This window comes from Kitasatospora mediocidica KCTC 9733 (assembly GCF_000744225.1).
In the GTDB taxonomy this organism is placed as follows: Bacteria; Actinomycetota; Actinomycetes; order Streptomycetales; family Streptomycetaceae; genus Kitasatospora; species Kitasatospora mediocidica.
The window spans coordinates 628,474-649,719 of sequence record NZ_JQLN01000004.1; the positions used below are offsets into that span (position 1 = coordinate 628,474).

Consider the following 21,246-nt stretch of genomic DNA (forward strand, 5'->3'; position numbering starts at 1 on the left):
GTCAGCTCCCTGCGTTGGCGTGCGACGCCGTCATGAGGTCGACAAAACGGTCGAAGAGGTAGGCCGCGTCGTGCGGACCGGCTGCCGCCTCGGGGTGGTACTGCACGCTGAAGGCGGGAACGTCCAGGCACTGCAGGCCCTCGACGACGTTGTCGTTGAGGCAGACGTGGGAGACCTCGGCCCGGCCGTACGGCGTGTCGCTGACCTTGTCCAGCGGCGCCTCGACGGCGAAGCCGTGGTTGTGCGCGGTGACCTCGACCTTGCCGGTGGAGCGGTCCTGCACCGGCTGGTTGATGCCGCGGTGGCCGTACTTGAGCTTGTAGGTGCCGAAGCCCAGCGCGCGGCCGAGGATCTGGTTGCCGAAGCAGATGCCGAACAGCGGGGTGCGGCGCGTCAGCACCTCCTGCATCACGGCGACCTGGTGGTCGGCGGTGGCCGGGTCACCCGGGCCGTTGGAGAAGAACACGCCGTCGGGGGCGACGGCGTAGATGTCCTCGACCGTGGAGTTGGCGGGCAGCACGTGCACCTCGATGCCGCGCTCGGCCATCCGCTGCGGGGTCATCGCCTTGATGCCGAGGTCCACGGCGGCGACGGTGAAGCGCTTCTCCCCCACCGCCGGCACGATGTACGGCTCGGTGGTGGCGACCTCGGCGCAGAGGTCGGCGCCCTTCATCTCGGGCGCCTGGAGCACCCGGACGAGGAGCTCGCTCTCCTCGGCCAGCGAGGGGCCGGAGAAGATGCCGACCCGCATCGCGCCGCGCTCGCGCAGGTGGCGGGTGAGCGCACGGGTGTCGATGCCGCTGATGCCCACGACGCCCTGGTTCGCCAGCTCCTCGTCCAGCGAGCGCCGCGAGCGCCAGTTGGACGGGACCCGGGCGGGGTCGCGGACCACGTAGCCGGCCACCCAGATCCGCTGCGACTCCGGGTCCTCGTCGTTGACGCCGGTGTTGCCGATCTGCGGGGCCGTCATGACCACCACCTGGCGGTGGTAGGACGGGTCGGTGAGGGTCTCCTGGTAGCCGGACATGCCGGTGTTGAAGACCGCCTCGCCGAAGGTCTCGCCGGTCGCGCCGTAGGCCTGGCCGCGGAAGGTCCGGCCGTCCTCCAGGACGAGCACGGCGGGCACGCGCTCCCGGCGGGCAGCACGCGGCTGCCTCGTAGTGAGGGGGGCAGGTGCGGTCATGGTGTTACGCCTTCCGTCTTCGTCGTACGTGTTGCGAGTTCGGTGACCCAGCGGGCGTGCTCGTCCGGGTGGTCGAGCCGGAAACCCGAATCCAGCGCGCGGCCCTCGTGCGTCCAGGTGACGACCAGCAGGCCGGCCGGGACGACCTTGCCGGCGATGCCGGAGTCGGTCCGCGCACCGGTCAGGTGCTCGGCGGGGATCCACAGGTCGTCCTCACCCGGACGGACGGCCAGCAGGCCGCGTTCGGTGAGGGTCAGCTGGGCCAGGCTCCGGGTGCCCAGGCCGTGGGCCACCACTCGGTCGAGCCAGTTCCCGGCGGTGGTGCTGCCGTGGTAGCGACCGCTGCTCTCCAGAATGGCCGGGCCGGGGTCGCTCGGCACGGCGGGCAGGGCCGGTAGGTCGGACTGCAGGTGCCGGCGCCAGTTCCAGCCCTGGCGCATCAGCCAGTAGACGATGCCGATCACGATCAGCAGGCCCACCGCCCAGCCGATGTAGTCCGGCCAGTTGCGGACCTTGGCCTGCTCCATGCCCAGCAGGAGGACCGGCCTCATGCCAGCTCGCCCGGCTCGACCAGCTCGCCGGCCAGCACGGTGGGCACCCCGCGCAGGAAGGTCGCGTGCACACGGCCGGGCAGTTCGAGGCCCCGGTAGGGGGTGTTGCGGCTACGGGTGGCAAAGCTCTCGGGGATCACCGTGCCACGGTATCCGGGATCGAAAAGCACCAGGTTGGCCGGCTCACCGACCGAGACGGGACGCCCGTGGCCGGCCAGCCGTCCGATCCGGGCCGGGCGGTGCGACATCCGGTCGGCAACGCCCTCCCAGTTCAGCAGGCCGGTCTCGACCATCGCCTGCTGGACCACCGAGAGCGCGGTCTCCAGGCCGACCATGCCCATCGCGGCGGCGGCCCACTCGCACTCCTTGTCCTCCATCGGGTGCGGGGCGTGGTCGGTGGCGACGGCGTCGATGGTGCCGTCGGCCAGCGCCATCCGCAGCGCGTGCACGTCCTCGGCGGTGCGCAGCGGCGGGTTGACCTTGTAGACCGCGTCGTAGGAGCGGACCAGCTCGTCGGTGAGCAGCAGGTGGTGCGGGGTCACCTCGGCGGTCACCGGCCAGCCCTTGGCCTTGGCCCAGCGGATGATCTCCACCGAACCGGCCGTCGAGACGTGGCAGACGTGCAGCCGGGAACCGACGTGCGCGGCCAGCAGCACGTCACGGGCGATGATCGCCTCCTCGGCGACGGCCGGCCAGCCGCCCAGGCCCAGCTCACCGGAGACCTGGCCCTCGTTCATCTGGGCGCCCTCGGTCAGCCGCGGCTCCTGGGCGTGCTGGGCGACGACCCCGTCGAAGGCCTTCACGTACTCCAGCGCGCGGCGCATGATCACCGCGTCGTCCACGCACTTGCCGTCGTCGGAGAAGACCCGGACGGCCGCGGCGGAGTCGTGCATCGCGCCGAGTTCGGCGAGCTTCTTGCCCTCCAGGCCGACCGTGACGGCGCCGACCGGCTGCACGTCGCAGTAGCCGGCCGCCTGGCCCAGGCGCCAGACCTGCTCGACCACGCCGGCGGTGTCCGCCACCGGGAAGGTGTTGGCCATCGCGTGGACGGCGGTGAAGCCGCCCTTGGCGGCGGCCTGGGTGCCGGTCAGGACGGTCTCGGCGTCCTCGCGGCCCGGCTCGCGCAGGTGGGTGTGCAGGTCGACCAGGCCGGGCAGCGCGATCAGGCCGTGCGCGTCGATGTCGACGTCGGCCTCGCCGGTGAGGTCGGTGCCGATCTCCCGGATGACGCCGTCCGAGATGAAGATGTCCTGCGCGGCGCCGCCGAGGATCTGGGCGTTGCGGATCAGGTAGCTGCTCATGCGACGGTCTCCGGGCTTTCGGTGCGGGGGGTGTCGGCGAGCGTGGCGCCGCCGAGCAGGAGGTACAGGACGGCCATCCGGATCGAGACGCCGTTGGCGACCTGCTCGACCACGGTGCAGCGCGGGGAGTCGGCCACCTCGGCGGTGATCTCCATGCCGCGGACCATCGGGCCGGGGTGCATCACGATGGCGTGCTCGGGCAGCCGGGCCATCCGGTTGCCGTTCAGGCCGTAGCGGCGCGAGTACTCGCGCTCGGTCGGGAAGAACGCGGCGTTCATCCGCTCGCGCTGGACCCGCAGCATCATCACCGCGTCGGTCTTGGCGAGCGTGCTGTCGAGGTCGTAGCTGACCTCGCAGGGCCAGTTCTCGATGCCGATCGGCAGCAGGGTCGGCGGGGCCACGAAGGTGACCTCGGCGCCCAGGGTGTTCAGCAGCAGGACGTTGGAGCGCGCCACCCGGCTGTGCAGGATGTCGCCGACGATGGTGACCCGGCGCCCGGCCAGGTCGTGTCCCAGGCCCGGGTTGAGGTGGCGGCGCATCGTGAAGGCGTCCAGCAGGGCCTGGGTGGGGTGCTCGTGGGTGCCGTCGCCGGCGTTGATGACGCTGCCGTGCAGCCAGTCGGACTGGGCCAGGCGGGCCGGCGCGCCGGAGGCGTGGTGGCGGATGACGACGGCGTCGGCGCCCATCGCCTGGAGGGTCAGCGCGGTGTCCTTCAGGCTCTCGCCCTTGGAGACCGAGGAGCCCTTGGCGGCGAAGTTGACGACGTCGGCGGAGAGCCGCTTCTCGGCGACCTCGAAGGAGGTCTTGGTGCGGGTGGAGTCTTCGAAGAACAGGTTGACGACGGTGCGGCCGCGCAGGGTGGGGAGCTTCTTGACGGCCCGGCCGGAGAGCTGGGCGAGCTCCTCGGCGGTGTCCAGGAGCAGCAGCGCGTCGTCGCGGCTGAGGTCGGCGGCGGAGACGAGGTGGCGCATTTCGGGGAGCTCCTGCCGGGTTACGGGGCCGGGATCGGGTCGGCGGCGAGCGCCTGGGACGAGCGGGCGGCGTAGTCGCGGTCGCCGACCAGGACGGCGTCGTGCCCGTCGGAGTCGGAGAGCCGGACCTGGACGGCCTCGCGCAGCGAGGTGGGCAGGTTCTTGCCCACGTAGTCGGCGCGGATCGGCAGCTCGCGGTGCCCGCGGTCGACCAGGACGGCGAGCTGGACGGCGCGCGGCCGACCGATGTCGCCGAGCGCGTCGAGCGCGGCGCGGATGGTGCGGCCGGAGAAGAGCACGTCGTCGACGAGGATGACGAGCTTGCCGTCGATGCCGCCGGACGGGATCTCGGTGTGCTCCAGGGCCCGGGCGGGCTTCAGCCGCAGGTCGTCCCGGTACATCGTGATGTCGAGCGTCCCGAGCGGGATCTCGCGGCCGGTGATCTGCGTCAACCGGGCGTGCAGCCGGCGGCTGAGGTGGACGCCGCGGGTGTGGATACCGAGGAGGACGACATCCTCGGCGCCTTTCGCGCGCTCCACGATCTCGTGGGCGATCCGGGTGATGACCCGGGAGATGTCCGCGCCGTCCAGAACCTGGTGCGGCGGACGTGGCTGGGTGGAGTCCTGTGATGCGGTCATGCCGAAGCCGACCTCCTTCCCCGCCTCACGGGACGGGCCTTAAAGGATGCCTTGGGGGTGGCTGCCCAGTCGTGCCGGAAGCCTCATCCACACTACCAGGGCGATCACCCTGATCCTGCTCGCACTCTATGTCGTGTTCACGCAGAGGCAGCGGACCATTCGCACGACTGCCCCATTCGGCTTGACGCAGCTACCTTACTCTACGTAACCTCACAGTGAGTTACGGAACAGACGTCGAACCCACCGGTAGGACGCCTGGGCTGTGAGGCACCCCTCACTCCCCCGTGACCGCCATTGAACGCGAAACAAACTCGTCCGGGGAGACCAATGTCCAGCGACTACGCGAAGCAGCTCGGAGGAAAACTCCGAGCGATCCGCACTCAGCAGGGACTCTCCCTGCACGGCGTCGAGGAGAAGTCCCAGGGGCGCTGGAAGGCAGTCGTCGTCGGCTCCTACGAGCGCGGCGACCGTGCGGTGACCGTGCAGCGCCTGGCCGAGCTGGCGGAGTTCTACGGCGTGCCGGTGCAGGAGCTCCTGCCGGGCGGCACCCCGGGCGGTGCGGCCGAGCCGCCGCCGCGCCTGGTGCTGGACCTGGAGAGACTGACCCAGGTTCCGTCAGAGAAGGCCGGCCCGCTCCAGCGCTACGCCGCCACCATCCAGTCCCAGCGCGGTGACTACAACGGCAAGGTGCTGTCGATCCGTCAGGACGACCTGCGCACGCTGGCCGTGATCTACGACCAGTCGCCGTCGATCCTCACCGAACAGCTGATCAGCTGGGGCGTGCTCAACCCCGACGCCCGTCGCGCGGTGCGCGACGAGGACGCCGGCTGACCGTCCGCGCGAGCGGGCATCTGCAGAAACGTCACGGCGCGGCCCCGGGGGGCCGCGCCGTACGCATACCAACAGGGCGGTCGACCGAGGTCGGCCGCCCTGTTGTCACGAACATGTAACTGAGAGTGAGATCATTTCGCCCGCGGCGCGCGGGCCAGCTGGCGGGACTGCGCGACCAGGCGGCCGGACTCGTCCCAGATCTCCGCGTCCTCCTCGAAATACCCGCCGGCCGCGTTGCGCGTGGCGTGGCTGACCCGCAGCCAGCCGGGGACCGGACGGGCCCGCAGGTGGACCGTCAGCTCGATGGTCGGCGCCCAGCCGGGCAGGCCGAGGTCGAAGGTGACCGGCGGCAGCGCGTCGGCCACCAGCAGCAGCGCCAGCGGGTCGGGCATCCGGCCGTCGGCGAACCGGAACCAGCCCTGGATCCGGCCCTGCCTGGAGGGCTGCCCGACCGCCCAGCCGACGGTGGCCGGGTCGAGTCGCATGTCGAAGCGCTGCAGCAGCTCGGCCTGCTCGATCAGCGACGGGGGCGCGTGCTCCATCCCGACGCACTGCTCCGGCGGGGGCATCACGGGCGGCGTCGCGGAGGTGTGCACCTCGCCCTCCTGGTCCGCCAGGTCGCCGAAGCTGGCGAGTACTCTCAGCCGCTCGACCGGCGCGCCGTCCTCGCCGTCCTGGTAGAGCGAGGCGGTACCGGTGGAGAGCGAGCGGCCGCGGCGCACGACGTCGGTGCGCACGCTCGCGGGGCCCGGGCGGGAGGCCGAGAGGTAGTAGCAGCTGATCGAGACCGGGTCGGGGTGCTCGGGCAGCTCCTGGGAGAGCGCGTTGGCGGCGACCGCGAGCAGCAGCCCGCCGTTGATGCCGCCGCCGATCCGCCAGCCGGCGCCGAGCTCGCCGCGGCGCACGCCGTCGGGGCCCGGATGCAGGGCGATGGCCTGGTCGAACTCGCTGCTGCCGGTCGCGGTCACAGTCGTCATGGTGGGACGCCCTTCGGGAAGCTACTGGTCAGTAGCCAACATACGCCAGGGCCGTGAACGCCCGATGGCCGCCGGACCCGGAGGTCCGACGGCCATCGAAGGGAAAGCGTTGCTACTGAGCCCGCCGGATGGAGGGCTTGAGCTCCATGAAACGGGCCAGCAGGCCGTTCACGAAAGCCGGGGAGTCGTTCGTGGAGTACTCCTTGGCGATCTCCACCGCCTCGTCCACGACGACGGCGTCCGGGACGCCGTCCTCCCAGATCAGCTCGTAGGCGCCGATCCGCAGGACGTTGCGGTCCGCGATCGGCATCCGGTCCAGGGTCCAGCCCACCGAGTAGGTGGAGATCAGCTCGTCGATCCGCCGAGCGTGCTGGACGTAACCCTCGACCAGCTGCATGGTGTACTCGCCGACCTGCGGAACACCCTCGTCCGGCTTGGGGTCCCGTGCCCGGGCGACCCAGTCGGCGAGGACCGACAGCGGGTCGACGTCCCGGTGGTCGGCCTCGAAGAGGATCTGGAAGGCGCGCGTGCGGGCCTTGGTGCGTGCAGCAGACACTTACTTCACGCGGCCGAGGTAGCTGCCGTCGCGGGTGTCGACCTTGATCTTCTCGCCGGTGACGATGAAGAGCGGGACGGCGATCTCGGCGCCGGTCTCCAGGGTGGCGGGCTTGGTGCCGCCGGTGGAGCGGTCGCCCTGCAGGCCCGGCTCGGTCTCCTGGACGAGCAGCTCGACCGAGGCCGGCAGCTCGATGTACAGCGGAATGCCCTCGTTGACCGCGACCAGGGCCTCGAAGCCCTCGAGCAGGTACTTGGCGGCATCGCCGACGACGCTCGGCTCAATGGTGAGCTGGTCGTAGGTGTCCATGTCCATGAAGACGAAGTTGTCGCCGTCCTTGTACGAGAACTGCATGCCGCGCTTGTCGACATTGGCGGTCTCGACCTTGGTACCCGCGTTGAACGTCTTGTCGACGACCTTGCCGCTCAGCACGTGCTTGAGCTTGGTGCGCACGAAGGCGGGGCCCTTGCCCGGCTTCACATGCTGGAACTCGACCACGGACCAGAGCTGGTCGTTGTCGAGCTTGAGGACCATGCCGTTCTTGAGATCGTTCGTGGAAGCCACGGGCGCACTTACTCCTGCATCTAGCTGTCAAGGAACCAAGGGATGCGGCCTGGCCCCACGCGAGTGGGACTACAGGGCGAGGAGCTCCTTGGTGGTGATGGTGAGCAGCTCGGGCCCGCCCTCTTCAAGGGGGCGTACGACGAGCGTGTCCTCGATCCGGACGCCGCCCTTGCCCGGGAGATGGACCCCTGGACCGACGGTGACCGGCACGCGATTGTCCAGTTTACCCATGTCTGCCGGTCCCAGACGCGGCGCCTCCCTCACCTCCAGTCCGACACCGTGTCCCAGCGGCCTCGGCGGGCTCTCCAAATGGCCCGCCGCCTGCAGGATGTCGCGGGCCGCACGGTCGGCGGCGGCGGCCGGAACACCCGGGCCCAGCGCCTCCCGACCGGCCCGCTGGGCCTCGAAGACCAGCCGGTGCAGGTCCACCTGCCAGGCCGCCGGGGCCGCGCCGATCACGAAGGTGCGCGCGGTGGAGACGGCGTAGCCGCGGTACTGGGCGCCGAGCGAGACGGTCAGGAAGTCGCCCTCCTCGACCCGCCGGTCGGTGGGCGGGTGACCGGCCCGGCCCGAGTGGCTGCCGGTGCCGACCGAGACCGGGAAGGCCGCCCGGTCCGCGCCGTGGTCGATCATGCGGCGCTCCAGCTCCATCGCCAGGTGCCGCTCGGTGCGCCCGACGAGGATCGACTCCAGCAGCTCGCCGAGGGCCTGGTCGGCGATCTCGGCGGCGATCCGCAGGTCGCCGATCTCGTACTCGTCCTTGATCACCCGCTGCCGCTCGACGGCGAGGTCCAGGTCGGAGAAGCGCACGCCGACCGCCAGCGCGCGAAGCGCCCGGTGGCGGCTGACGGTCAGGTCGTGATCCTCGACCACCAGGTGGCCGACGCCCAGGGTCAGCGCGGCCGCGGTGGCGGTCACGGCGGTGTCCTCGTCCGGCTCGGCGGCCAGATGGGCCAGGTCGTCGGCGTACGGGTGCTCGCCGGTGTCGTCCGGCGGCAGGTCCGCGGGCAGCGCGAGCAGCGCCCGCTCGCGGGTGAGCAGCAGGGCGGCGCCGCACGGAGCACACCCCGTCAGGTACCGGACGTTGGCCGCGCTCGTGATCAGCGCCGCGTCGGCTCCGGCCGCGCCGCAGTGCTCTCGGAGCCGCTGTCGGCGGGCGGCGTGCGCATCGGACATGGTTCGAGCCTACGAAGAGACACGCCCGGGCGCCTGTTCTGCGAGCCGGGCGGTCCGAGCCGGGCTGTCTCAGTGCGCGAACCGCCATCGGGTCGCGCCGTGCGGCTCGACCGTGGCGACGCCGAAGAGAGTGCTGATCCGCATCCGGAACAGCTGCCACGGCGGCGGGCCCGCGCTGGGGGCGTTGAAGGGCGCGGTGAAGGCGTCCCCCGCCACCTCGGCGGGCCACCCCGCCGCTCGGTAGACGGCCGAGACCCTCGCCAGCGTGTCCCCGTCGGTGACCCGCGCAGCCTCGCCCTCGGCCACCAGGTCGATGCCCTCCAGCCGCACCGAGAACGTGCACGCCGGATTCGCGGCCAGATTGCGCGCCTTGCGCGCGTCGGGGCCGCTGGTGAAGTACAGATCGCCGTCGAGCCACACCGCCCCGATGCCCGCGGCGCACGGGCGCCCGTCCGGACGGACCGTCCCGAGGAAGGAGGTGACGGCCGGGCTCGGCATGGAGACGCGAAGCGCCTCGTCAGCCCTGCTCCACGCCAGCGCCGGGTTGCCGTAGCGGTCGAGGTTGGTCGCCTCGACGGGTTCCCTGCCGGTCATCGTCCATCCCCTTCGAGAGTCCGGGCCGGCCGCCCTGCGCCGCGGCCGGATCGCTTCCCACCCTCCCACTCAGGCGCGCAGTCGCTCCTCAGCGACATCAGGAGGGAAGAGAATGACGGTTAGTCATATAGGCTGCGGCGCGCGGCCAGTGGGCCGTCCGTCCCCGTGGAGGAACGCCATGACCAGGACCGACGCAACGAGCGACTGGGCCCCCGCCGAGATCGACACCACCGTCGCCCACTCCGCACGGGTCTACGACTACTGGCTGGGTGGCAAGGACAACTTCCCCGCCGACCGGGAGCTGGCCGAGCAGATCATCGCCGCCGTGCCGAACATGCGCGCGATGGCCAGGGCCAACCGGGACTTCCTCGCCAAGGCCGTCACCCACCTGGTGGTCGAGGGCGGGATCCGGCAGTTCCTCGACATCGGCACCGGGATCCCGACCGCGGGCAACACCTACGAGGTGGCGCAGACGCTGGCCCCCGAGTGCCGGGTGCTGTACGTCGACAACGACCCGATCGTGCTGGCCCACGCGCGGGCGATGATCTCCAGCCACCCGGCCGGGCGGACGTCGTTCGTCCTGGGCGACCTGCGCGAGCCGGCGGACATCCTCGGGCATCCGGCGCTGGCGAAGATCATCGACCTGGACCAGCCCGTCGGCCTGCTGTTGATCGCCGTGCTGATGCTCTTCAAGGACGCCGAGGACCCGTGGGCCATGGTCCGCGCCCTGGTCGACGCGCTGCCCTCCGGCAGCTACGTGGCGCTGACCCACCCCACCGCGGACTTCGCCCCCGAGGAGGTCGACATCGCCGTCCGCGCCGCCGCCCACGCCCACGTCACACTGACGCCACGCGAGCGCGCCGAGGTGGCCCGGTTCCTGGACGGGCTCGACCTGGTCGACCCCGGCGTCGTCCCCGTACTGGGCTGGGGCGAGGTGGCCGAGGGAGTGGACATCGCCTCGGCGTACTACTACGGCGCGGTGGCACGCAAGCCGTAGCCGCGCTCTGGTAGGGATGGGGCGCGTGCACTGGTTCACCGCCCCCGCGTACGGGCTGAGCAGACTGGTTCTGCTGCGGCTGCTGGCCGCCGTCTATCTGGTCGGCTTCCTGGCCGCGGCCCGGCAGTTCCGGGCGCTGATCGGGGTGCACGGGATACTGCCGGTGCCGCGCTTCCTGGCGCGCAGGCCGTTTCGGCGGGCGCCGAGCATCTTCCAGTTCGGCTACAGCGACCTCGGCTTCGCCGTCGTCGCCTGGACGGGTGCCGCGCTCGCGGCGGCGGTGCTGGCGGGGGCGGCGGATGCGGTGCCGCTGTGGGCGTCCATGCTGTTCTGGACGGCGCTGTGGGTGCTCTACCTGTCGATCGTCAACGTCGGGCAGGTCTGGTACGGCTTCGGCTGGGAGTCGTTGCTGCTGGAGGCGGGCTTCCTGGCCGTCTTCCTCGGCAACGCGACGGTGGCGCCGCCCACACCCGTGCTCTGGCTGTTCCGCTGGCTGCTCTTCCGGGTCGAGTTCGGCGCCGGGCTGATCAAGCTGCGCGGCGACCCGTGCTGGCGCGACCTCACCTGCCTGCGCTACCACCACGAGACGCAGCCGATGCCCGGGCCGCTGAGCTGGTACTTCCACCACCTGCCGCAGCCGCTGCACCGGGTCGAGGTGGCGGCCAACCACCTGGCCCAACTGCTGCTGCCCGTCTGCCTGTTCCTGCCGCAGCCGGTGGCCGGGACGGCGGCCGCGCTGATGGTCCTGACCCAGCTCTGGCTGGTCGCCTCCGGCAACTTCGCCTGGCTCAACTGGCTCACTATCGCGCTGGCCTTCTCCGCGGTCGAACTGCCGCACGCCGCGAGCACCGCCGGAGCCGGTCCGCTGTGGTTCCGGGGCGCGGTGCTGGCCGCCACCGCACTGGTGGTGGGCCTGAGTTACTGGCCGGTGCGCAATCTGCTCTCCCGCCACCAGGCGATGAACCGCTCCTTCAACCAGCTGCACCTGGTGAACACCTACGGCGCGTTCGGCAGCATCAACCGGGTCCGGCTGGAGGTGGTGGTGGAGGGCACCGCCGAGCCGCGGATCACCCCGGGGACGCTCTGGCGGGAGTACGCGTTCCACGGGAAGCCCGGGGACGTGCGCCGGCTGCCGCGCCAATTCGCGCCGTACCACCTGCGGTTGGACTGGATGATGTGGTTCGCCGGGATCTCCCCGAGCTACGCGCGGCCGTGGTTGCGGCCGTTCGTCGAACGGCTGCTGGTGAACGACCCGGACACGCTGCGCCTGCTGCGCGGCAACCCGTTCCCGGACGCCCCGCCGGTCTTCGTCCGGGCCGTGCTCTACCGCTACCGCTTCACCACCGCCCGCGAACGGCGTGCCAGCGGCGCGTGGTGGCACCGGACCCGCGTGCGCGAGTACCTCGCGCCGGTCAGGAGGTGACCAGCACGAGTTGCCTGTTCGAGGGCCGCCGGCTCACACGGCGCTCTGCGACGGCAGTGCCGCCACGACCGGGTGGTCGTGTCCGATCCGACCGAGCTTCGCGCTGCCTCCGGGGGCGCCGAGGTCGGCGAAGAACTCGGCGTTCACGGTGGTGAAGTGCTGCCACTCCTGCGGGATGTCGTCCTCGAAGAAGATCGCTTCGACGGGGCACACCGGCTCGCAGGCGCCGCAGTCGATGCACTCGTCCGGTTGGACGTAGAGCATGCGCTCTCCCTCGTAGATGCAGTCGACCGGGCACTCGTCGATGCATGCCTTGTCCGTGACGTCCACACAGGGCAAAGCGATCACAAACGTCATCGAACTGCCGTCCTCTCCGGTGGTTCCTGCTTGCCGTTCCGACGCAGCCGACCGTATGACCTCAAGTAACCTTGAGGTCAAGGGAGGATCTTCATGACGAGCTACGGTTCCGCCAGCCTCCGGGCCACCCCGGACGACTGGCTGAGCATCGGCGAGGTGAGCGCGCGGACCGGGGCGGCCGTCTCCGCGCTGCGGTTCTACGAGGAACTCGGCCTGATCGCGTCCGACCGCGACCATCGCAACCAACGCCGCTACCCGCGGCACATGTTGCGCCGCGTGGCGTTGATCTCGGTGGCCAAACGGATCGGCATCCCGTTGCAGGACCTCCAGGAGGCGTTCGCCGACGTGCCGCTCGACCGTCCGCCGAGTCACCAGGAGTGGCAGCGGGCCTCGCGCGACTGGAAGCGTCGGCTGGAGGAGCGCCGGCAGACCATCGAGCGGCTTGAGGCCGAGCTCACCGGGTGTATCGGCTGCGGATGCCTCTCGATGAAGGCCTGCGCGCTGCTGAACCCGGGTGATGCGCTCGCTGGGGACGGCGTCGGGCCTCGACGGCTCTGAGACGCGGCACTAGACCTGCTGGCAGCGGGGGCACCAGAAGAGGTTGCGGGCCGCGTGCGACTCGGTGCGGATCTCGGTGCCGCAGACCAGGCAGGGCATCGCGGCCCGCCGGTAGACGTAGACCTCGCCGCCGTGGTCGTCGACCCGGGGCGGGCGGCCCATCGCCTCGGGGGTGTGCTCGGGGCGTACGGTGTCGATCCGGCCGATGGCCGCGCCGCCGTGCATCAGCTCCACCAGGTCGCCCCAGATCGCGTCCCATTCGGCCCGGGACAGGTCGCGGCCGGCCCGGTGCGGGCTGATCGCGTGCCGGAAGAGCACCTCGGCGCGGTAGACGTTGCCGACGCCTGCCAGGACCTTCTGGTCCATCAGGAGCGCCGCCACCGTGCTGCGGCTGCGCGAGATGCGCTGCCAGGCGGCCTCCGGGTCGGCGTCGGCGCGCAGCGGGTCCGGGCCGAGCCGGGCGTGCACGGCGTCCTTCTCGGCCGGGGTGATCAGCGCGCAGGTGGTCGGCCCGCGCAGGTCGGCGAAGTGCTCGGCGTTCTCCAGGCGCAGCCGGATCAGCCCGACCGGCGCGGGCGCCGGGGCCGCGCCGAAGCTGAAGCCGCCGTAGAGGCCCAGGTGGATGTGCAGCCAGGAGTCCGCGAAGCCGAGGAAGAGGTGCTTGCCGTCCGCCTCGGCGCTCTCCAGCGTGCGGCCGTCGAGCAGCGCGGCGCCCTCGGCGAAGCGGCCCTGCGGGCTGGCGACGGCCACCGGGCGGCCGCCGAAGGCGCGCAGGTTCTCGGCGGCGAGCCGGTGCAGGATGTGGCCTTCGGGCATGACGGGTCAACTCTCGTACGGTGCGGGAGGGTTCAGCGGACCGGCTGGCCGGCGAGCCGGGCGGTGACCACCCGGTCCAGGGCCTCGGCGGTGGCGCTCACGTCGAGCTGGGAGTTGTCGATGATCGGCAGTCCGGAGTTGTACCAGCCGGCCATCCGCCCGTGGATCCGGGCCACTTCCTCGTCGCTGAGCCGCCGGTTGCCGCTGCGCCGGGCGTTGCGGGCGAGGACCGAGTCCAGGCCCGGGAGCAGCACCACCGGGATCATGCCGGGGCCGATGTGGCGCTTCCAGCCGCCCAGGCCGATCGCCGGACGGTCGGGGAAGACCGCGTCGTCGATGATGCAGGAGATGCCGTTGGCCAGGTAGTTGCGGCAGGCGAAGCCGCAGGTGCGGCGGGCCAGCCGGTACTGCGCCTCGGAGGCGTTGTTCCAGCCGGACTGCGGGTTGGCGAAGCCGGACTGCACCCACTCGCGGACGTCGTCCAGGCTGATGTGCGCGGTCGTGGTGGGGCGCCGCTCGGCCCAGTGCCGGGCGACCGTGGTCTTGCCGGCGCCGGCCGGGCCGATCAGCAGGACGGCGATCGGACCGGTGTAGGCGTGCGCGACGGGCGCCGGCAGGTGGACCGGCGAGCCGGTGGGCATGACGAAGTGCCCGGTCCCGCCCGGCGGTACGGCGGCGGACGGCGCGGTGGCCTGGGCCCGGCGGGGCTGCGCGGGCGCGGGAGCGGAAGCGGGCGCCGGGCGCGGCGGCGGAGCCTGCGGCGGCTGGGCGGCCGTCACGGGTGCGGGAGGCGGCGGCGACGCCGGCGCCGAACCGGGCAGCGCGGGCGCGGGCGGCGGCGGAGCGGAGGGCAGGGCGGGCGGCAGGCCGGACGGCAGCGGAGCCGGCGGCAACGGCGGCGGCGGGCCCGGCGGCAACGCGGCGCGCCTCGTCGGCGGCGCCGGGTACGGCTGCACGGTCTGGCGCGGCGGCACCGGCGGCGGGGCCAGCGGCCGCGGAGGCTGCTGACCTCCCCCTGCGTACTGCGTCACGGACACACCTCCCGTCCGGGACATTACACGGCGGCCCGGTGAGCAGCCCAGTCCGCCCACCGGGCCGCCCACCTCGGGCGGGGCCGGCCCTACCCCTTGGTGAGCTGCTCGGCGAGGGCGCGCAGCGCGAGTTCGTAGGAGCCCAGGCCGAAGCCGGCGATGGTGCCGGAGGCGACCGCGGCGATCACCGAGGTGTGCCGGAACTCCTCGCGGGCATACGGGTTGGAGATGTGCACCTCGATCAGCGGCGCGGTCCGCTGGGCGGCCGCGTCGCGCATCGCGTACGAGTAGTGCGTGAAGGCACCCGGGTTGATCACCACGGGGGTCTTCTCGTCCGCCGCCCGGTGCAGCCACTCGATCATCTGCTGCTCGGAGTTGGTCTCGTGGACCTGGACCTCGAAGCCCAACTCCGCGCCCAGCGCCGTGCACCGCTCCACCAGGCCGGCGTAGCTGGTGGCACCGTAGACGTCCGGCTCGCGGCTGCCCAGGCGGCCGAGGTTCGGGCCGTTCAGCACCAGCACGGCCGTCACGCCGACACCTCGGCGTAGGCGGCGACCAGCAGCGACGGGTCCGGGCCCTCCAGGACGGAAGTCTTGGCCAGGCCGTCGAGCACGATGAACCGCAGCAGGTCCCCGCGCGACTTCTTGTCGATCTTCATGGCGTCCAGCAACTTCGGCCAGGCGTCGGCACGGTAGCTCAGCGGCAGGCCCACCGAGGCCAGCACGGTGCGGTGCCGGTCGGCCGCCTCGTCGTCCAACCGCCCGGCCAGCCGCCCGAGTTCGGCGGCGAACACCATGCCGACCGAGACCGCCGCGCCGTGCCGCCACTTGTAGCGCTCGTTGCGCTCGATGGCGTGCGCCAGGGTGTGGCCGTAGTTGAGGATCTCGCGGCGGCCGCACTCCTTGAGGTCGCCGGAGACCACGTCGGCCTTGACCTGGATGGCGCGCCGGATCAGCTCCACGGTGTGCGGGCCGGCCGGCGTGGTGGCGCCGGCCGGGTCGGCCTCGATCAGGTCCAGGATCACGGGGTCGGCGATGAAGCCGCACTTGATGACCTCGGCGAGACCCGAGACGTAGTCGTGCTTGGGCACGGTCTCCAGCGTCGCCAGGTCGGCCAGCACCCCGACCGGCGGGTGGAAGGTGCCGACCAGGTTCTTGCCCTCGGCGATGTTGATGCCGGTCTTGCCGCCGACCGCCGCGTCCACCATGCCGAGCAGCGTGGTGGGCATGGCGATCCAGCGCACCCCGCGCAGCCAGGTCGCGGCCACGAACCCGGCCAGGTCGGTGGTGGCGCCGCCGCCGAGGCCGATGACCACGTCGCTGCGGGTGAAACCGGTCTGCCCGAGGACCGACCAGCAGTACGCGGCGACGTCGGCGCTCTTGGCCTCCTCGGCGTTGGGCACCTGGAGGGCGATCGCCTCGTAGCCCTCGCCGGCCAGGTCCTCGCGGATCACCTCGGCGGTCGCCTCCAGCGCCTCCGGGTGGATGATCGCCACCCGTCGGGCCTGCGTGCCGATCAGGCCGCCGAGCTCGCCGAGCAACTGCTGCCCGATCAGCACGTCGTACGGCTCGTGGCCGTCCGCGCCCCCGATGTGGATGGTGACGGTGCTGCTACTCATACTCGCTTCAACTCCAGGGATTCCAGGACTGCGTCCGCGACCTGCTCCGGGGTGAGCCCCTCGGTGCCGATCACGGTTGCGGCGACCTCCAGGTACAGCGGCCGCCGGGCCTCCATCAACTCGCGCCAGGCCGCCCGCGGGTTGACCGCGAGCAGCGGACGCGGGGCGTCCAGGCCGACCCGCTTGACCGCGTCGGCCTGCGACACCTCAAGGTAGGCAACCGGCCGGCCGGCCAGCAGCGCCCGGCTGGCGTCCGCCATGACGGCCCCGCCGCCCAGCGCCAGCACGCCGGGGTGGCTCTCCAGCGCGGCGGCGACGACCTGCGCCTCCAGGGCGCGAAAGTGCGGCTCGCCCTCGTCGATGAAGATCTCCGGGATCGGCTTGCCCGCGAGCTGCTCGACGTCCGCGTCGGTGTCGCGGAACTCGGTGCCGAGACGCTCGGCCAGCAGTCGTCCGACGGTGGTCTTGCCGGCCCCGGGAGGGCCGACCAGCACGACCGCGGGGCCGCTCATCGGACGATCAGGTGGTCGAGGAAGTTCTGGACGTTGCGGCGGGTCTCGGAGACGTTGTCGCCGCCGAACTTCTCGCTCACCGCGTCGGCCAGCACCAGCGCGACCATCGCCTCGGCGACGATCCCGGCGGCCGGCACGGCACAGACGTCCGAGCGCTGGTGGTGCGCCTTGGCGGGCTCGCCGGTGCGCACGTCCAGGGTCTGCAGCGCGCGCGGCACGGTGGCGATCGGCTTCATCGCGGCCCGCACCCGCAGCAGCTCCCCGGTGGAGAGGCCGCCCTCGGTGCCGCCGGAGCGGCCCGAGGTGCGCCGCACGCCGTCGGGGGTCGGCACGATCTCGTCGTGCGCCTGCGAGCCGGGGACCCGGGCCAGCTCGAAGCCGTCGCCGACCTCGACGCCCTTGATCGCCTGGATGCCCATCAGCGCGGCGGCCAGGCGGGCGTCCAGGCGCCGGTCCCAGTGCACGTGCGAGCCCAGGCCCACCGGCACGCCGTACGCGAGCACCTCGACGACGCCGCCGAGCGTGTCGCCGTCCTTGTGGGCCTGGTCGATCTCGGCGACCATCCGCTTGGCGGCGTCGGCGTCCAGGCAGCGCACCGGGTCCTCGTCGAGGCGGGCCTCGTCGCCGGGCAGCGGCAGCACGCCGGCCGGGGCCTTGGCGGCGCCCAGCTCCACCACGTGCGAGACCAGCTCGATGCCGCAGGTCTCCTTGAGGTAGGAGCGGGCGACGGCGCCCAGCGCGACCCGGGCGGCCGTCTCGCGGGCGCTGGCGCGCTCCAGGATCGGGCGGGCCTCGTCGATGCTGTACTTCTGCATGCCGGCCAGGTCGGCGTGGCCGGGGCGCGGGCGGGTGAGCGCCTCGTTACGGGCCAGGCCCGCCAGGATCTCGGGGTCGACCGGGTCGGCCGACATCACCTGCTCCCACTTGGGCCACTCGGTGTTGCCCACCATGACCGCGACGGGGCTGCCCATCGTCAGGCCGTGCCGCACGCCGCCGAGGAAGGTGACCTCGTCCTGCTCGAACTTCATCCGGGCGCCGCGCCCGTAGCCGAGCCGGCGCCGCGCCAGGGCGTCCGCCACCATCGCGGTGGTCACGGGCACGCCCGCGGGCAGGCCCTCCAACGTCGCGACGAGTGCGGGGCCGTGCGACTCCCCCGCCGTCAGCCAGCGCAACGTACCCAACGGTGCTCCTTCGTCAGCGGTCCGGTCGCGGCGGTGAGGCCGCGGTCCGGCCGGGTTCATCTGTGGGCTCCGGTGCGCGGTGCCCTCTCCCGAATCCTTTCACGACTGACGGGGGTATCGGTTCACGGTCCGCTGGGCGGACAGCCACCGTCCGCGACAGGGACACCCGGTCTCAGGCACAATGGAGGCGGACCGCCCTTCCGCGGCCACCGGACGAGACGCGCCGTACCCGGACAGACAAGACGACGCTCACTTGTCAGGAGTGTGCCGTCATGGAGCAGACCGTCCAGATCCTCGGGTCGATCCTCATACTGATCCCCTTCGCGCTGGCCCAGTCGGGCCGGCTCAGCGCCAGGTCCAAGGCCTACCTGATCTTCAACCTGTCCGGTTCGGCGATCCTGGCGACGCAGGCCGCATTCACCCTCCAGTGGGGCTTCCTGCTGCTGGAGGGCGTCTGGGCGGTGGTGTCGCTGATCGGCCTGGTCGCCGTGCTGCGCGGCCGGGAACCCCGCACCGAGCACTGACGCCCGGGCGTCAACCTGCCGCCAGCGCCTGTTCGCCGGCGGCGCGCATCGCCGCGAGCGGGCCCGGCGTGATGCGGGTGAAACGCTCGCACTGGAGCAGCGCCTGGTGGACCAGCAGGTCCAGCCCGCCCAGGACGGTGGCGCCGCGCTGCGTGCAGGCCGCCGCCAGGGCGGTCGGCCACGGGTGGTACAGGACGTCGAAGAGCACGCCGGGCGCGGCCGTCAGGCCCTCGGCGAAGGCGTCGGTGGCACCGACCGGCGTGGTGGAGATGGTCAGCGGTCCGGCCAGTGCCTCGGCGCCCTGCTCCCAGGGCGCCGTGCGGACCGCCAGCCCGAGCCGCGCGCCGAGCGCGAGCATCTCGCGGGCCCGCTCCGGGCTGCGCACGTACACCGTCACCTTGCCGGTGCACACCTGCGCCAACGCGGCCAGCGCGGAGGAGGCGGTGGCCCCGGCGCCGAGCACGGCCGCGGCCGGCACGGTCGTCACCGCACGTTCGCGCAGCGCGGCGATCAGGCCGGGCACGTCGGTGTTGTCGCCCGTGCGGCGGCCGTCGGGCTCGAGGACCACCGTGTTGACCGCGTCCACGGCCAGCGCCGTGGCGCTCACCTCGTCCAGCAGCGGCACCACCGCGCGCTTGAGCGGCATGGTCAGCGACAGGCCCGCCCACAGCTCCGGATCCAGCCCCGCGAGGAAGCCGGGCAGCGCCGCTTCGTCCACCTCGAACCGCCCGTACTCCCAGCCCGCCAGGCCGAGCGCGCGGTAGGCGGCGTTGTGCAGCACCGGGGAGAGCGAGTGTGCGATCGGTGAGCCGAGCACGGCGGCCCGGCGCTGGGGGATGTCCATGGAGCCTCTCAGCTCTTGCTGGTGCAGATGACCTGCTTGGCGTCGAAGCCCTGGCCGTGGGCCGCGCAGTTGGCCTTGACGGCCGCCGCGAACTGCTCGCCGGTGTCGAAGAACTGGGTCTGCGTCGGACTGGTCGCCAGGAAGAAGCCCCAGGATCCGGGCGTCGGGTTGAGCACCGCCTGGATGGCGTCCTGCCCCGGGTTGGCGATCGGGGTCGGCGGCAGGCCCGGGTTGATGTAGGTGTTGTACTTGTTCGACGCGTCCTTGATCTGCGCATCGGTGAGCGTCTTCGAGCCGACCGAGTACTGCAGCGTGGTGTCCATGCCCAGCGTGTGGTGGTTCACGTCGGTGGTCAGCCGGTTGTAGATGACCCGGGCCATCTTGCCGAAGTCCGCCGAGTTGTTGCCCTCGCGCTGCAGGATACTGGCCTCGGTGATGACGTCGTAGGCGTTCTTGAGGCCCACCGCCTGCGCGCCCCCGTCCAGGTTGAGGCCGGCGTAGGTGGTGTTGGCCGTGGCGACCATCTGCTTGAGCAGATCCAGCGGCTTCATGCCCTGGCCGATCGAGTACTTGGTCGGCCAGAGGAAGCCCTCGGGGTTGTTGTTGGCGTAGGCCGGCAGGCCGAGGCTGCCGGCCTGGCTCTTCGCCACACCGGCCGTGGTACCCGCCGGGACCTTGAGCTTGTTGTCGATCAACGTGTAGACGGCGCTGGCCGGCTGGCCCTCGGGCACGATCAGCGCGTCGCCGCCGGCCGCGGTCAGCAGCAGCTGGATCGCGGAGTCGGCGGACATCTCGTGGTGCATGGTGTAGAAGCCCGGCTGAATACTCGCCGCCTTCGGGAGGTTCTTGGTGAACGCGTCGCTGAAGGCCTGCGCGCTCTTCACCACGTCGGCGTTCTTCAGCACCGTGGCCATGTCGGTGCCGGCCGCGCCGGAGGCGATCTCGATCTGCACCTCGCCGGTGCCGTCGCCGACGTAGTCGGCCGGGGGACCGAAGTGGCTCTTGTAGTAGCCGTAGCCCAGGTAGCCGACACCGCCGGCGCCACCGAGCATCACCAGCGCGACCACCAGGCAGGCCCCGCGGTTGCGGCGGCCGGTCTTCTTGCCCTTCTCCTTGCGTTTGCGCTCGGACTCGCGGCTGTTGTCCTGCTCCTCGCCGCCGAAGAAGGACGCCCGCTCCTCGTCCTCGGCGAACTCGTCCTCGGTGTGCTCGCCGTGCTCGTCCTGCTCCGCGCGTTCGTCCTCGGTGTACGCGTCCTCGGCGTACTCCCCTTCGGCGTACTCGCCCTCGGCGTAGAGCTCGTCCTCGAACTGCTCGGTGACGGCGGCCGGGTTGTCCAGCGCCGCCGCCTCGGCCTCCCAGTCGATGCCGTCGGGGCCGGGCCCGGAGGGCTGCGGGGCGACCGGCGCGGCCGGCACGGTCCGCGCGACCGGGACGGCCTGCTGCTGCGGCACGGGGGCGGGCTGTTGTTGCTGCTGGTACTGCTGCTGTTGCGGGAACTGGCCCTGCGGATAACCCTGCTGCGGGTAGCCCTGCTGCTGCTGTGGGTACCCCTGCTGCTGGGGATAGGGCTGCTGCTGCCACTGCTGCTGGTTCGGGACCTGCTGCATCGGCTGGCCGTGCTGACCCTGCTGCGCGTACGGGTCCTGCTGGGCGTACTGCTCCTGCGGGTAGCCCTGCTGCTGTCCGTAGGACTGGCCCTGCTGTACGAACTGACCCTGGCCGTACGGTCCCTGCTGCTGCGGGATGTGCTGCTGCTGCGCGTACGGATCCTGCCCGGCATAGCCCTGCCCGTCGGGAGCGGCGACCTGCTGCGCCTGCTCTCCGTACCCGGACTCGGCGGGGTTCCACGGCTGGGAGCCGTAGCCCCGACCCTGATCAGTCATCGAATCCCTTATGCCGACGGAGACGGACGGTTGATCGGACCGGCCGTCCGGGACGGCGTCCCGGCAACGTGTCGAACCGGCGTGCTAGCGCAGCGCCTGGTGGGAGACGTTACCGTACCGCACTGCGAGGCCTCGGATCCCGTCCTGGCGCAGAGTG

Annotated in this window: 24 protein-coding genes and 1 riboswitch; of the genes, 5 read left to right on the forward strand and 19 right to left on the reverse strand. The window is 71.9% G+C overall.

The annotated features are described in order from the left end of the window. Position 1: 1 nt before the first annotated feature. Genes carA through pyrR form a run of 5 tightly spaced genes read right to left on the reverse strand, consistent with a single transcriptional unit; the run spans position 2 to position 4,644 of the window. Positions 2–1,183 (reverse strand): glutamine-hydrolyzing carbamoyl-phosphate synthase small subunit, encoded by a 1,182-nt coding sequence (gene carA, locus BS80_RS10355; protein ID WP_051966440.1) that lies wholly within the window; start codon positions 1,181–1,183, stop codon positions 2–4. Then, positions 1,180–1,734 (reverse strand): PH-like domain-containing protein, encoded by a 555-nt coding sequence (locus BS80_RS10360; RefSeq protein ID WP_035795770.1) that lies wholly within the window; start codon positions 1,732–1,734, stop codon positions 1,180–1,182. The genes carA and BS80_RS10360 overlap by 4 nt, the downstream gene beginning before the upstream one ends. Next, on the reverse strand, positions 1,731–3,035 hold the full coding sequence (locus tag BS80_RS10365) for a dihydroorotase (RefSeq protein WP_035795772.1): 1,305 nt from the start codon (positions 3,033–3,035) through the stop codon (positions 1,731–1,733). The genes BS80_RS10360 and BS80_RS10365 overlap by 4 nt, the downstream gene beginning before the upstream one ends. Continuing rightward, complete coding sequence (locus tag BS80_RS10370; protein ID WP_035795774.1) at positions 3,032–4,006, reverse strand: aspartate carbamoyltransferase catalytic subunit; 975 nt, start codon at positions 4,004–4,006, stop codon at positions 3,032–3,034. Before BS80_RS10370 ends, BS80_RS10365 begins: the two co-directional genes overlap by 4 nt. 20 nt (positions 4,007–4,026) lie before the next feature. Next, complete coding sequence (gene pyrR, locus BS80_RS10375; RefSeq protein WP_035795776.1) at positions 4,027–4,644, reverse strand: bifunctional pyr operon transcriptional regulator/uracil phosphoribosyltransferase PyrR; 618 nt, start codon at positions 4,642–4,644, stop codon at positions 4,027–4,029. Between the two features lie 327 nt (positions 4,645–4,971). Here pyrR and bldD point away from each other — a divergent pair, with 327 nt between their 5' ends. Next, positions 4,972–5,475 (forward strand): transcriptional regulator BldD, encoded by a 504-nt coding sequence (gene bldD, locus BS80_RS10380; RefSeq protein ID WP_035795779.1) that lies wholly within the window; start codon positions 4,972–4,974, stop codon positions 5,473–5,475. Between the two features lie 131 nt (positions 5,476–5,606). On the opposite strand, the gene BS80_RS10385 is transcribed toward bldD, so the two are convergent. From BS80_RS10385 to BS80_RS10405, 5 genes are all read right to left on the reverse strand, one after another. Beyond that, the gene (locus BS80_RS10385) at positions 5,607–6,452 is read right to left on the reverse strand and encodes an acyl-CoA thioesterase (protein ID WP_035795782.1); all 846 of its coding nucleotides are present in this window, start codon (positions 6,450–6,452) and stop codon (positions 5,607–5,609) included. 112 nt (positions 6,453–6,564) lie between these two features. Further along, a complete protein-coding gene (nusB, locus tag BS80_RS10390) occupies positions 6,565–7,008 on the reverse strand; it encodes a transcription antitermination factor NusB (RefSeq protein ID WP_035795785.1) in 444 nt (147 codons plus the stop codon). Further along, positions 7,009–7,572 carry an elongation factor P gene (gene efp / locus BS80_RS10395; protein WP_035795787.1) on the reverse strand — a complete coding sequence of 188 codons (564 nt, stop codon included), beginning with the start codon at positions 7,570–7,572 and terminating at the stop codon, positions 7,009–7,011. A gap of 69 nt (positions 7,573–7,641) precedes the next feature. Next, positions 7,642–8,748 (reverse strand): M24 family metallopeptidase, encoded by a 1,107-nt coding sequence (locus BS80_RS10400; protein ID WP_035795790.1) that lies wholly within the window; start codon positions 8,746–8,748, stop codon positions 7,642–7,644. A gap of 69 nt (positions 8,749–8,817) precedes the next feature. Next, positions 8,818–9,342, reverse strand: coding sequence for a pyridoxamine 5'-phosphate oxidase family protein (locus tag BS80_RS10405; protein ID WP_035795793.1), 525 nt, complete (start codon positions 9,340–9,342; stop codon positions 8,818–8,820). A gap of 178 nt (positions 9,343–9,520) precedes the next feature. Between BS80_RS10405 and BS80_RS10410 the strand changes: the two genes are divergently transcribed. Both BS80_RS10410 and BS80_RS10415 read left to right on the forward strand, forming a co-directional pair. Beyond that, positions 9,521–10,339, forward strand: coding sequence for an SAM-dependent methyltransferase (locus tag BS80_RS10410; protein WP_035795796.1), 819 nt, complete (start codon positions 9,521–9,523; stop codon positions 10,337–10,339). Positions 10,340–10,364: 25 nt separating this feature from the next. Then, positions 10,365–11,762 (forward strand): lipase maturation factor family protein, encoded by a 1,398-nt coding sequence (locus BS80_RS10415; RefSeq protein ID WP_035795799.1) that lies wholly within the window; start codon positions 10,365–10,367, stop codon positions 11,760–11,762. 33 nt (positions 11,763–11,795) lie between these two features. Here BS80_RS10415 and fdxA read toward each other — a convergent pair whose 3' ends face one another. Next, positions 11,796–12,119 (reverse strand): ferredoxin, encoded by a 324-nt coding sequence (gene fdxA / locus BS80_RS10420; RefSeq protein ID WP_035795801.1) that lies wholly within the window; start codon positions 12,117–12,119, stop codon positions 11,796–11,798. 93 nt (positions 12,120–12,212) lie between these two features. Here fdxA and soxR point away from each other — a divergent pair, with 93 nt between their 5' ends. Continuing rightward, positions 12,213–12,677 (forward strand): redox-sensitive transcriptional activator SoxR, encoded by a 465-nt coding sequence (gene soxR / locus BS80_RS10425; RefSeq protein ID WP_051966441.1) that lies wholly within the window; start codon positions 12,213–12,215, stop codon positions 12,675–12,677. A gap of 9 nt (positions 12,678–12,686) precedes the next feature. Here soxR and BS80_RS10430 read toward each other — a convergent pair whose 3' ends face one another. The 6 genes from BS80_RS10430 to aroC all read right to left on the reverse strand — a co-directional run bounded on the left by BS80_RS10430 (position 12,687) and on the right by aroC (position 17,835). Next, positions 12,687–13,493, reverse strand: coding sequence for an Fpg/Nei family DNA glycosylase (locus tag BS80_RS10430; RefSeq protein WP_035795804.1), 807 nt, complete (start codon positions 13,491–13,493; stop codon positions 12,687–12,689). A gap of 32 nt (positions 13,494–13,525) precedes the next feature. After that, on the reverse strand, positions 13,526–14,548 hold the full coding sequence (locus BS80_RS39270; RefSeq protein ID WP_083974498.1) for an AAA family ATPase: 1,023 nt from the start codon (positions 14,546–14,548) through the stop codon (positions 13,526–13,528). 65 nt (positions 14,549–14,613) lie between these two features. Next, positions 14,614–15,054 carry a type II 3-dehydroquinate dehydratase gene (gene aroQ, locus BS80_RS10445; protein WP_035795809.1) on the reverse strand — a complete coding sequence of 147 codons (441 nt, stop codon included), beginning with the start codon at positions 15,052–15,054 and terminating at the stop codon, positions 14,614–14,616. Further along, complete coding sequence (gene aroB / locus BS80_RS10450; RefSeq protein ID WP_035795811.1) at positions 15,051–16,142, reverse strand: 3-dehydroquinate synthase; 1,092 nt, start codon at positions 16,140–16,142, stop codon at positions 15,051–15,053. The genes aroQ and aroB overlap by 4 nt, the downstream gene beginning before the upstream one ends. Beyond that, positions 16,139–16,654: a shikimate kinase gene (locus tag BS80_RS10455; protein WP_035795813.1), complete on the reverse strand. Its 516-nt coding sequence runs from the start codon at positions 16,652–16,654 to the stop codon at positions 16,139–16,141. Before BS80_RS10455 ends, aroB begins: the two co-directional genes overlap by 4 nt. Next, complete coding sequence (aroC, locus tag BS80_RS10460) at positions 16,651–17,835, reverse strand: chorismate synthase (RefSeq protein WP_157536139.1); 1,185 nt, start codon at positions 17,833–17,835, stop codon at positions 16,651–16,653. The genes BS80_RS10455 and aroC overlap by 4 nt, the downstream gene beginning before the upstream one ends. Positions 17,836–18,021: 186 nt before the next feature. Continuing rightward, a riboswitch (guanidine-III (ykkC-III) riboswitch) is annotated at positions 18,022–18,087 on the forward strand. Between the two features lie 20 nt (positions 18,088–18,107). On the opposite strand from aroC, the gene BS80_RS10465 reads away from it, so the two are divergent. Beyond that, positions 18,108–18,359, forward strand: coding sequence for a CBU_0592 family membrane protein (locus BS80_RS10465; RefSeq protein WP_035795817.1), 252 nt, complete (start codon positions 18,108–18,110; stop codon positions 18,357–18,359). Positions 18,360–18,369: 10 nt separating this feature from the next. Here the strand turns inward: BS80_RS10465 and BS80_RS10470 are convergent, their stop codons facing one another. Together BS80_RS10470 and mltG are read right to left on the reverse strand one after the other, a co-directional pair. Continuing rightward, positions 18,370–19,203 (reverse strand): shikimate dehydrogenase, encoded by an 834-nt coding sequence (locus tag BS80_RS10470; RefSeq protein WP_035795818.1) that lies wholly within the window; start codon positions 19,201–19,203, stop codon positions 18,370–18,372. An 8-nt stretch (positions 19,204–19,211) separates the two neighbouring features. Then, positions 19,212–21,089 (reverse strand): endolytic transglycosylase MltG, encoded by a 1,878-nt coding sequence (gene mltG, locus BS80_RS37590; RefSeq protein ID WP_051966443.1) that lies wholly within the window; start codon positions 21,087–21,089, stop codon positions 19,212–19,214. Positions 21,090–21,246 lie beyond the last annotated feature (157 nt).